The following is a 12,576-nucleotide window of genomic DNA, read 5'->3' as shown; positions in this document are numbered from 1 at the left end:
ATTATACCTATTGTTATGACAGCTTTAATTAAAATCTATGCGACTACCCTGAGTTTACTTTTTACCGGCTTCGTTTCCGGTTGTAATGACGATTCTACCAGTGCCAACGACATACCGGAGATTGAGGGTTATGAACTGGTTTGGAATGATGAGTTTAATAAAGACGGATTACCCGATTCCGAGAATTGGGGCTATGATGTAGGCGGTCACGGATGGGGCAACAATGAGCTACAGGAATATACGGCTAAAGATCTTAAGACAGCTCGTGTCGAGGATGGTAATCTAATCATTACTGCATTTTTGATAAATAGCACCTCAGGTAAAAGCTATCGTTCTGCCCGGTTGGTTACACGCGATAAACATGCATGGAAATATGGGCGAATAGAAATGAGAGCACAACTTCCGGGAGGAAGAGGAACATGGCCGGCATTCTGGATGCTTCCTGAAGAATGGAATTATGGAAACGGCAGTTGGCCCGATAATGGAGAGATTGATATCATGGAGTATGTGGGGTATGAACCGAATGTGATACACGGAACGGTGCATACAGACGAACGAAACCACACTCAGGGAACTCAAGCCGGTGCAAGCGTGCAAGTGGGTGGAGTAGAAAATGAATTTCATGTTTATGCTTTGGAGTGGGATGAAGATAAAATTACAATCTCTGTAGATGGGCATGAATATTTTGAATATCTAAATGAAGGCCGTGGTTGGGAATATTGGCCATTCGATAAGGAGTTTCACATCATACTAAATACAGCAATCGGCGGTAACTGGGGAGGAGCTCAGGGCGTTGACGATACGATCTTTCCTCAGCAATTCGTAATTGATTACGTTCGGGTTTATCAGGAAGTAGAGTAGACTGGTGAAGTAAGGCGGTGACAGAGACTTATAAAAAGAAAATTATGGCTATTCAAATAGCCTGAAAGAAGTGTTTATTCACAGATTATTTACAATCGTTTGATATAATAGGTAAAGTATTAACATAGATTCTGAGAGGCTATTTTGAAGAAAACACCCGGGTTCAGCAATTTTAAAGCTCTTGTAGCATTACTATTCATTTCATTTTTATCGTGTTCATCGCCAACGGGAAGTAATTCCGATAATTCAACCGATGTTCCCGGCTATACCGATGACACTTTTTTCAGCACTTCCGGAACTCAGATATTGAACCGACAGGGGGAACCGGTTGTAATTAGAGGCTTCGGTTTAGGGGGTTGGCTGATGCCTGAAGGGTATATGTTTAATATGCCGGGCGATTTCGGGCCGACCAAGCTCAGGAATGCTATCACAGATTTGTTGGGAGAATCAGAAACAGACCGCTGGTTCGAAGAATTCAGAACGAACTATGTTCAAGAAGAAGATATCATTGCGATGAAAGAGTGGGGTGCGGATCATATTCGGGTTCCATTTAATCATAAGGTGTTTTATGATATGGAGACCGAAGAGTTTAATGAGCGAGAGTTTGATCGTCTGGATCAACTATTGATATGGTGTAAGCGAAATAGAGTAGATGTAATATTAGACATGCATGGCGCACCGGGGGCACAAAGTAGTAAAGAGATTGCCGACAGTGATGGAGTTGCCCGCCTTTGGACAGAATATGATACATATATGCCGGTAACCATTAAGATTTGGACTGAAATTGCCCGCCGATATAAAAATGAAACCATCATAATCGGGTACGATTTATTAAACGAACCGGTAACCCCAGCCGGATATGGAGCTGATGATGTTCTGCGTTTCCATACGGATTTAATACCTGAAATTCGAAAAATAGATGAAAACCATATCCTGTTTATAAATGGTAATTACTATTCAACCACCTTCGATAAGTTAGACATACTTGCTGCCTATTACGACAATATTGTATATGCATTTCATAAATACTGGAATGAGACCGATCAGGGTACCATCAACTATTTACTTGGATTAAGAGATCAAACAGATACCCCGCTTTGGCTGGGTGAGTCAGGAGAAAATTCTAATCCATGGTTCAACGAAACTGTCAGACTGGTAGAATCAAATGGCATAGGGTGGAATTGGTGGACCCATAAAAAACTTGAAACGATAACATCACCACTATCGGCCCCATCTAACCCAAACTACGAAAAAGTGTTGGCCTATTGGAAGGGTGAAGGTCCTAAACCAACCGCTAACGAGGCACAACAGGGTTTATTCGATATGGCGGAAGGTCTGAAAATCGAGAATACAACCTTTAGGCCAGATGTAGTAGCTGCTTTGTTCTCACCTTCATTTAATAATGAAAACGTCCCATATACTTCCCATTCTATACCCGGAACCATAGATGCTGTAAACTATGACATAGGAGATAACCTGATCGCTTATAATGATATGAATTATAAAAGGGTAAATGGGGACCCGGATCAAACAGGGGGGAACTCAGGTTGGGTATATCGCAATGATGGAGTGGATATTGAGCCTTCAGCTCTCGAAGGATTAGAGTATAACGTTGGTTGGACGGAAGATGGAGAGTGGCTGGAATACACTGTAGAAGTAACAGAAGGCACGTATGATATCAGAGTTATTGTAGCATCACCGTCCGGAGAAGGGCGAATTCGGTTATTCTCTGACGGGCGGCCGGTTGGAAATACAACAAACATACCGGCCACCGGGGGTTATCAAAACTGGCGACAAGTGAACCTGGGATCCGATCAGTTTTCAGGTGGTACTTATACTCTAAGACTCCAAATTGATGAAGGCGGATTTAATATCGCCAAATTGATTATAGACTAAGTTTAATCGGTACAGGTTCAGTTTTACAAAATAAACCGGTTTAGGTGTGAGATTTAATTAGCTAAAACCTTCTCAAGCAGAAGCTTTTGGCTGAGCTTGCACTGAAATTCTTAATAGTGGTGACAGCTATAAATACAGTACTAAAATAGCGATGCATGCACATTTATAAAGTATATACAATGGTGCTTTTTTTGATTACAGAACAAAAAGTTTGGCTGACATGAAAATTGTCCATTGAAAGCTACTTAACCCCATAAATTACCCGGAAAAGCGCTTTTGTATATCACTGTATATACATTGTAAATATTGCCATTTGGGGAGAACACGGTTAATGTCCGGTACTCACTCACTCATCGAAATAGCAGTTAATTTATGAAGTCACTCTGATGCAGCCTTCAGAATAAAACACCATCGATATGAAAAGAATCGCATTGTTAATTTTCACTTTGTTTTATTTCTCACCCACAATTATTGCGCAATCAAACCAGGTGGTGGTTGAGCAAGCTGACGAGGGGTGGCAATTGCTTGTTGACGGTGAGCCTGTCATCATAAATGGGATGAACTGGGATTACTTTCCAAGAGGCACCAATTATGCTTACAGCCTTTGGAATCAATCACCCGAATTTATCGAACAGGCATTGGACTATGAGATGTCTCTTCTGAAAAATATGGGTGTTAATGCAATTCGGGTTTACACGGGTATCCCAAAAAAGTGGATCACCTATATATACGAGAATTATGGTATCTACACTATGTTGAACCATTCATTTGGAAGGTATGGTTTAACAATAGATGGTGCCTGGATGGCTAATACAGAATATTCTGACCCAAGAGTACAAGAGCTACTATTGAGTGAAGTAACCCGGTTAGTGGAAGAATACAAGGGAACACCCGGGTTGTTGATTTATCTGTTAGGTAATGAAAATAACTACGGTCTTTTCTGGGGGGGAGCAGAAACCGAAGACATTCCAATGGAGAATAGAAAATCGACGATACGTGCCCGTGCGATGTACGAGTTATTCAATGATGCTGCATTGGCAATGAAAGAAATTGACACAAGCAGGCCGATAGCCATTGCAAATGGTGATTTACTTTTTCTTGATCTTATAGATGAACTGGCTCCCGATATAGATATTTTTGGCACAAATACTTATCGGGGTATGACTTTTACCGACCTGTACGAAAGAGTCCGGAATGAATATGGAAAGCCGGTACTGTTGACGGAGTTTGGTTCTGATGCTTTCAATGCCCAAACCCTTACAGAAGCTCAAACAGCCCAGGCGAGGTATCTGTTCAGCAACTGGAAAGAGATATACAAAAATGCTGCAGGTTTGGGCGGCACAGATAATTCAATTGGGGGATTTACCTTTCAGTTTAGTGATGGCTGGTGGAAGTTTGGCCAAACTGAGAACCTGGACGTTCATGATGTTAATGCCTCATGGTCGAATGGAGGTTACCAGTTTGACTTTGCAGAAGGTGAGGACAATATGAACGAAGAGTGGTTTGGCATTATGGCAAAAGGGCCTACAGATGTCAATGGTTTTTATGAACTTTACCCCAGAACGGCATATTACATGTTAAAACAAGTTCATCAATTTAATCCTTATGCCGCAGGTGTTACATATGAAAGCCTGAAAAGTCATTTCTCAAATATTTCCATCGTTGAAGCTGATCTCCGCGCTAAGTCCGGGGGCAATCAGTCAGATGGAGGTTCGGAACTCATTTCCCTGAGTCGTTTTTCAGCCACCTTCGAAACTTACAACACCGGGGGATCTTTGATAACAACACCCACTGATGAAGACCCTGCCCGGACTGCCTATCCAGATGAATTAGGTTTTGACCACATGCAGTCATATTTCATAGGGGTAGAAGCAAAGCCGGCTCCAAACATGAGGGCAGAAGTAGTAACCAATATCCTCGGGAATGTAGCAGAAAATCCTATTGATGAGATTTTTTATGAAAACAGAGGGCGCCCGGTAGAATTATTATCCCGAAATGATGCTATCACAGTAGAGTCTCTCAACCGGGTTCAGATTTATAGCGCCAGCTACAACTGGAGTCAAGAGTATTTCAATATTGATGGTTTTTACCGAACCGGCCACTACCACTGGGGATATGAAGGTGATTTCTTTGGGCTTTATCCTGAGGCTAATTATGGGGAGCAGATCGATATTTACAATGGAGAAGCTCCATTTGGGTTTGAAGCCGAAGGGAAGAAAGCATTTGATGGCCTCAAATTTGCTTTTGGTCCGCAATTGTGGTGGGGAGCAAACCCCGCAGTGTTGCTCAAATATACTTATGGCATCGGTCAAACTTCATTGACAGGTATTTATCATGAAGACATCGAGCGACAGGGACTAACCGGAAGCTCGTATGCGATTCCTCAGCCCAAAACCCGAAGAGTAACTATCTATGTAACACGGAATTTTGGAAACTTCGGAGTAGAGTTAGGCGGTATTTGGGCAGGTCAGCCGCTGAACGGCAGAGAATTTCAGCTGGCCCGCGAACAGGATGATGGCTCATATAATGTATATGTGGATGAGATTAAATCTTCAGATAACTGGGGTGGTAAGTTGAAAGTAACTTACACCAAGGGTGTTTTTAACTGGTACGCACAATCGTCAATCATGGGACTGGTTGCTAACGGCGGAGCAGATCAAACAATGACCTTCACCGGATGGAGATTGAAAGACAGCGGCAGTGGTAATCAGTATAATGTCCTGTCCGGTTTTACTTACAATATCGGCAACATACAGTTTGCGCCTAATTTTTTATGGCAGAAACCTATTGAAGGACCGATTCCAGGTGATCTTGAAGCACCCGCCCGACCAAGAAATATTCTTGATGATCCTTTTGTTGTACGTGCTAATAGAGAGCAAATAGCCGGGGAACTGCTGCTGACTTTCGACCCTACGCCGGGTACCTATATGTACGACTGGAATAACGATATAGCAGAAGACGCCCCATTTGCCATGAGTCTTGGTTTTGTTTACCGGCATTTACCAACCACTCAGGATGCTGCAATAGGTATTTTACCAGATGGTCGTACATTCTTTCCATTCCCGGGGGCTCCTCCGGCAAGAGATTTATGGGAAGTACATGCCCGTATAGTATCTAAATTCAATACAAATTTAGGTGTCATTGCGAATTTATATGGCGGAGACGCTCAGGCAAATGGCAGCGACCCAAGGCTCATTACACGATATGGCGGAGATGTCCGGGTGATCTACAAGAAGTCTAAGTTCAGTTCATTTGTGAAAGTGAATGATTGGGGACCTTATGACTACCACCGTGACTTTAACTTGACCTATCCGCTGCAGCTTATGGGCGACCTGTCCATGAACCTTGGCAAACCGGATTGGTTTGATTTGCCTTCAACCAGAATTGGAGTGCGGGGTACCTGGAGATCATTAAGTGACTACTCACCCCGTTATGCCCCTACTTACACGCTTAACACGAGCGGTGAACGGGTTCCGGATCCAACAGCTCCCGGTTTTGACAATGGTACAGAGTGGGAGTTCAGAACCTATATCCAAATTGATATAACGAATTAATACACAGGTGAGAGACATGAAAGATTTAGATTCAAAAATCACAATTCGTTCTTTACTGGCCGGTTTATTAATTATGGCCATTGCTCAAGGGTGTGAGCGTTCTGTTGATGGACTTGAAGAACCGGATTTCACAGAAAATCCGGAAGTTTTTATAGATGGCTTTAGTTCCGGGTTGGAATACTATCCGTTTGAAGGCTCAAAGTTAGATGCCTTCAACGTAGATAGTGATGTTACCTATGATGGAAGCGATGCTTCAATGCGCCTGGATATCCCCAATGTGGGAAGTTCTGAAGGGGCGTTTTCAGGAGCAATTTTCAGAGATGATAATGGAGGCCGAGATCTGAGTTCGTATAACGCCCTCACTTTTTATGCTAAAGGTTCTATCCCGGGAACTATCAATGAACTTGGTATTGGGCAGGACTTTATGCAAAACCAATACCTGGTTTCATTCAATAATTTAAAGCTGACCACTTATTGGAAAAAGTATGTGATTCCTGTACCTGATGCGTCCAAACTTACTTCTGAGCAAGGACTATTCTGGTATGCCGAGGGCCCGGAAGAGGGGAACGGTTACTCATTCTGGATTGATGATTTGAAATACGAAAACCTGGGCACCATTGCTCAGCCCCGCCCATCAATATTAAGCGGAAGAAATGATACGTTGACAAGTTTTACTGGGTTGAGTTCGGAAATAAACGAGTTAACACAGACCGTTAATTTGGGAAGTGGGGAAGATATAACCGTTACAGCTGCCCCCGCTTATTTTTCCTTTAATTCGTCAGATCCCAGCGTAGCAACAGTTGATGGGAATGGCGAGGTTTCGGTAGTAGGAGAGGGAACTACAGTAATTACAGCTTCGCTTGATGAAGTAACAGCTGCCGGTTCATTAACTATACAGTCGATAGGTGATTTCACACCTGCTCCGGTACCCGATGAAGATCCCGCCGATGTAATTTCGATATTCAGTGATGCGTATGACAACGTACCTGTAGATTATTACAACGGTTTCTTTAACGGAGACGGACAGACAACCCTTGGAGGAACCGGAGAAGGTGGGGCTGATATCGTTGTGGATGGAAATGGCATCATTAATTATACCAATTTAAATTTTGTTGGTATTGGTACATTCATGGATGTTGCAAGTATTGATGCCTCCGGAATGACCCATCTTCATGTAGATATCAATGTAAGAGAAGCTATTGATGCAGGTGATTTTATACGCCTTCAGTTGATTAACTCAGTGGGCAACAATGAAACATCCGGGTCATTTACTATCGACTCAAACACCCTGCAACAAAACGAATGGGTTAGCCTGGATATTCCATTGAATAACTTCAGCGGGCTAACAGAACGCTCTGAAATAGGGCTACTCTTCTTCGTTTCAGATGCGACCATTTCTAATATCTTTGTAGATAATATTTACTACTATGATAGTGGCATAATAGTACCGGACAGAAATCCCCCATCATTTCCTATAACGTTTGACGATCCTGCTATTGATTACACTTTTGAAGTATTCAATGGGGCTTCATTTCAGGTAATTGATAACCCGATATTATCTGGATCGAATGCTTCGGCTTCGAAAGTTGGAAGTATTACAAATATCGGAGCTGCTTTTGAAGGAGCCTATGTAGATCTCGAAAACAATGTGGATCTTTCCAGCGGATCTACCATCACAATGGACGTGTATTCCACAACCACTATTCCGGTGTTGTTGAAGTTTGAAGGCGGGGCCAATGGTGCACAGGATATCGAAATTACGGCCAACCATTCGGGTAGTGGCTGGGAAGAACTCTCATTTGATTTTTCATCCAGCGCTGAGTACAGCAGGGTTGTATTATTTATGGATGCACCGGGTACAACTTCAGGCACTTTCTACATCGATAATTTCACACAGAATTAATCATCATTAAAACTACAGACAATCAATGAGTAACTTTTTGAGAGGATGTGCCCTGTTGTTTATCGTATTTGGACTTGCCTCAGGTTGTATAAATGATGATGCCAACAAAAAAGAGAAGGAAATTGTGTGGCAAGACGAGTTTGATGGCTCCGGTAGTTTAAATTCGGATTATTGGTCATATGATATAGGAACCGGAGTTGAAATTTTTGGCCGTCCGGGTTGGGGTAACAATGAGCTGCAGTACTATACCGACCGTCCCGAGAATGTTCGGATAAACGATGGTTTTTTGGAGATCACAGCCAGGGAAGAATCATTTGAAGGCTCCGATTATACTTCAGCCCGCATCCTTACCAGGGGTAAATTCGAAAAAACTTTTGGCCGGTTTGAAGCCCGCATAAAATTACCATTCGGTCAGGGCATATGGCCGGCTTTTTGGCTGCTTGGAGATGATAGCAATGGAACGGTGAACTGGCCTCAAATCGGGGAGATAGACATCATGGAGTATCGTGGACAAGAACCCACCATTGTACACGGTAGTGTGCACGGGCCGGGCTATTCTGCCGGTGAAGCCGTTACAGATAGCTATGTTCTATCTAATAGTCGGTTTGATACCGATTTTCACTTTTTCGCGATAGAATGGGGCCCTGATTTTATTAAGTATTACGTGGATGATGAATTATATAATGAGATCAATCCCGGGGATGTAAACGGAGAATGGGTTTTTAATGACAACACATTCTACATCATTTTGAATGTGGCCGTTGGAGGTTCATTTGTTGGATCACCCAATAGCCGTACACCATTTCCCCAAACAATGGTTGTAGATTACGTGAGGGTTTATGCAGAGTAAATCTCTCCTCTTTAACTAAGAACTTAAACATCAATAACAGAACTAACCGTGTCAATCACCGTTCAAAAATTACAAGGCGAAAACTGGTTCAAAATTTCAAATCTGGCTTCTCAGCGTCCGTTCTTTATGAGTATCGTAAGTGATTCAAATCACTGGATGTTTATATCAAGCAACGGAGGATTAACAGCAGGTCGTAAGAATTCAAATTTTGCCCTATTTCCATACTATACGGATGACAAACTAACCGAGCTTGCACACACCACAGGAAGTAAAACCATCTTTCAGGTTAGTTTTGATGGAGGTATTCATGTATGGGAACCCTTTTCCGAAAGAGATGCTAATCAGTATAAAATCAGCCGCAACTTGTACAAGAATTGGTATGGCAATAAAATCTTATTTGAAGAGGTGAATCATACCCTGGGTTTAACCTTTCGCTATCAGTGGAATTCAAGTAACATTTATGGGTTTGTCCGACATACTTCCATTCAGAACCATTCGGGAGAGAAAAAGAGGATTAAGCTATTAGATGGCATTCAAAACATATTACCCTATGGTGTTAATCCGGAACTTCAGGTGAGATCCAGTAACCTTTTGGATGCCTACAAAAGAAATGAGCTCATTTCAGAAACAGGACTGGGCATCTATGCATTAAGTGCCATTCCCGTTGATAAAGCTGAACCCAGTGAAGCGCTGAAGGCTAATGTAGCTTGGTCAATGGGATTGGATAACCCAAGGTACCTGGTTTCATCTCTCCAGTTAGATACATTCAGAAAACTGGAAGCTGTGGAACAGGAAGAGGATGTGAAGGCCGAAAAGGGAGCTTATTTTGTTTTAAAGGATCTTGAACTGGAAGAAGGTTCCACCAAAGAATGGAGTATAGTTGCGAACGTAAATCAGAACCACGCCGGCGTTATAGAATTGAACCGAACCTTAAAAGAAAATAACGGTTTAGAAGAGCTGGTTAAAGAGGACATTGAACGGGGAACCCGGAAGCTGAAGCAATTAGTAGCCGGGGCAGACGGGATTCAACATTCAGCAGATACACTGGGCAATGCCCGCCATTACTCTAATACGCTTTTCAACATAATGAGGGGAGGCACTTTCGATCACAATTACAGGATTGAGAAACAGGATTTCCTGAATTACCTGGAGATGGCTAACCGTGAGGTATTTACTGACAACCAGGATTTTATCTCTGATTTACCTGAAATGTTTGACAAAGCAGAGCTGGATACAAAACTAAATGCTACTGATGATGTTGACCTGTTAAGACTTGGAAAAGAATATTTGCCCCTTAAATTCAGCAGAAGGCATGGAGATCCAAGTCGGCCATGGAATAAGTTCTCCATTAACACTCATAAAGAGGATGGATCAAAGATCCTGGATTACGAGGGCAACTGGCGGGATATCTTTCAAAACTGGGAAGCGCTGGCACATTCCTATCCCAAGTTTATTGAAGGGATGATTTACAAGTTTCTGAATGCCTCCACCTTTGATGGGTACAATCCTTACCGGGTTACTAAAGGTGGAATAGACTGGGAAATTTCTGATCCCGATGACCCATGGTCGTACATCGGTTATTGGGGCGACCATCAGATTATCTATTTATTGAAATTCCTGGAGTTCTATCAAGAATATGAACCCAATGCGCTGCAGCAGTTAATGACGAAAGAGGCGTTTGTTTATGCAAATGTACCTTATCAAATCAAACCGTTCGAGGAGATCGCCAAAGATCCAAAAGACACCATTGAATTTGATGTTACTGCCCACGAAGCCATAAATGAGAAAATTGCTGCATTAGGAGCAGACGGAGCTTTAAGAAATACACAGAGCGGGGAAATCCATCATATAAACTTTTTAGAGAAAATTCTGGCCACCGTATTATCCAAAGTATCTAATTTTATTCCTGAAGGGGGCATCTGGATGAATACGCAGCGCCCTGAGTGGAATGACGCAAATAATGCGCTGGTAGGTAATGGAGTATCCATGGTGACCCTCTATTACCTGAGGAGGTTTCTGAAGTTCTTTGAGCCAATTGTAGCCGAAAATGAAGGCAATGAAATAAACATATCCACCGAACTTCATGGTTTATTCGAAAGTATCCTTAACGTTCTAACCGATTACTCTGAGGCCTTAAATGGAGCTATTGATGACAAGACCAGAGCATCTATTACAGAAGGTTTAGGTAAAGCAGGAAGTGAGTTCAGGGATCAGGTTTATGCCCGCCAATTTGAAGGAAGCAGAAAAGCCCTTAGCTACGACCAAATCTCCGAGTTCATTCAGCTAACCCTTCAATACCTGGAGCATTCCATTGATGCCAATAAACGCGATGATAATCTGTATCATGCGTACAATATAATGAGCATAGATGGAGATGAGATTTCTATTTCTTACCTCGACGAGATGCTTGAAGGGCAGGTCGCTGCGCTTAGTTCAGGTTACTTATCGGAAGAAGAAGCTCTGCAACTACTGGATGCTTTACGTGAGAGTTCGCTCTATCGTGAAGACCAAATGAGTTATATCCTGTATCCGAATAAGGAATTACCAAAGTTCCTGGAAAGAAATAATATCCCGGAAGAACTGGTGCAGCGTTCAAATCTCCTTCAAAAATTAGTTGAAGATGATCACACGGGTATAATAAATAAAGATGTTGAAGGCGGGTACCATTTCAATGGCAACTTCACCAATGCTGCAGATCTGAAAAATGCCCTGGAGAAGTTAAAAGATTCTACGTACAGCAAACTGGTAAAACAGGATAAACAACTGATCCTGGATATATTTGAAGAAGTGTTCAACCACAAAGCGTTCACGGGAAGATCCGGAACTTTCTTTGCCTATGAAGGCCTTGGTTCCATTTACTGGCATATGGTATCCAAGCTCTATCTTGCCGTGTACGAAGTCTGTGCTTCGGCTTATCAAAATGCAGCTAATGATGCGGTACAACAGCGACTGTACCAACATTTTGATGAAATAGGAGAAGGCATCGGTGTTCATAAATCACCAGAACTATATGGTGCATTTCCGACCGATCCTTATTCACATACACCGGAGCACCGGGGGGCACAGCAACCCGGTATGACCGGACAAGTTAAGGAAGACATATTAGTCCGAATCGGAGAACTCGGTGTAACAGCCCGGGATGGCAAACTTCAATTTGATCCATTTCTTCTGAAACACAGTGAGTTCACCTCTGCAAAAAAATCAGTTGGAATGATTTCGTTGGATCAGCAAAAGGATCAAATACAGGTACCTGAAGAGGCCTTATTGTTCAGTTGCTGTCAGGTTCCTGTGATTTACCAGATCGGATCTGGCCAACATATACAGGTTGTATTTTCAGATGGCTCTACGAAGAATACCGAGGGCACAACACTTGATGAAGACTTATCGCAGAACATATTTATGCGGACCGGAAAGGTAGAGCAAATCAACGTGCAGCTCAGTAAAAAACAGCTTAGGTGAATCAATGATGAACCACGAAACCCAATTAATATGAACAAATTATTTTTATTGGC

The 12,576-nt window shown here is 42.5% G+C and carries 6 protein-coding genes; all 6 read left to right on the top strand.

Annotation, left to right across the window (positions count from 1 at the left end):
* Positions 1-15: 15 nt before the first annotated feature.
* Entirely contained in the window at positions 16-861 is an 846-nt protein-coding gene (locus NM125_RS15430) for a glycoside hydrolase family 16 protein (protein ID WP_255135876.1), read from the top strand.
* 144 nt (positions 862-1,005) lie between these two features.
* Positions 1,006-2,757, top strand: a complete 1,752-nt coding sequence (locus tag NM125_RS15425) for a cellulase family glycosylhydrolase (protein WP_255135875.1) — start codon at positions 1,006-1,008, stop codon at positions 2,755-2,757.
* Between the two features lie 416 nt (positions 2,758-3,173).
* A complete protein-coding gene (locus tag NM125_RS15420) occupies positions 3,174-6,311 on the top strand; it encodes a glycoside hydrolase family 2 TIM barrel-domain containing protein (protein ID WP_255135874.1) in 3,138 nt (1,045 codons plus the stop codon).
* A gap of 16 nt (positions 6,312-6,327) precedes the next feature.
* Complete coding sequence (locus NM125_RS15415; protein ID WP_255135873.1) at positions 6,328-8,214, top strand: immunoglobulin-like domain-containing protein; 1,887 nt, start codon at positions 6,328-6,330, stop codon at positions 8,212-8,214.
* A gap of 25 nt (positions 8,215-8,239) precedes the next feature.
* Positions 8,240-9,064, top strand: coding sequence for a glycoside hydrolase family 16 protein (locus NM125_RS15410; RefSeq protein ID WP_255135872.1), 825 nt, complete (start codon positions 8,240-8,242; stop codon positions 9,062-9,064).
* A gap of 48 nt (positions 9,065-9,112) precedes the next feature.
* On the top strand, positions 9,113-12,523 hold the full coding sequence (locus NM125_RS15405) for a hypothetical protein (RefSeq protein ID WP_255135871.1): 3,411 nt from the start codon (positions 9,113-9,115) through the stop codon (positions 12,521-12,523).
* The last annotated feature ends 53 nt before the right edge of the window (positions 12,524-12,576 follow it).

Origin of the sequence: Gracilimonas sediminicola (genome assembly GCF_024320785.1) — a bacterium.
Lineage (GTDB): Bacteria > Bacteroidota > Rhodothermia > Balneolales > Balneolaceae > Gracilimonas > Gracilimonas sediminicola.
This window is presented reverse-complemented; position numbering and strand designations above follow the sequence as displayed.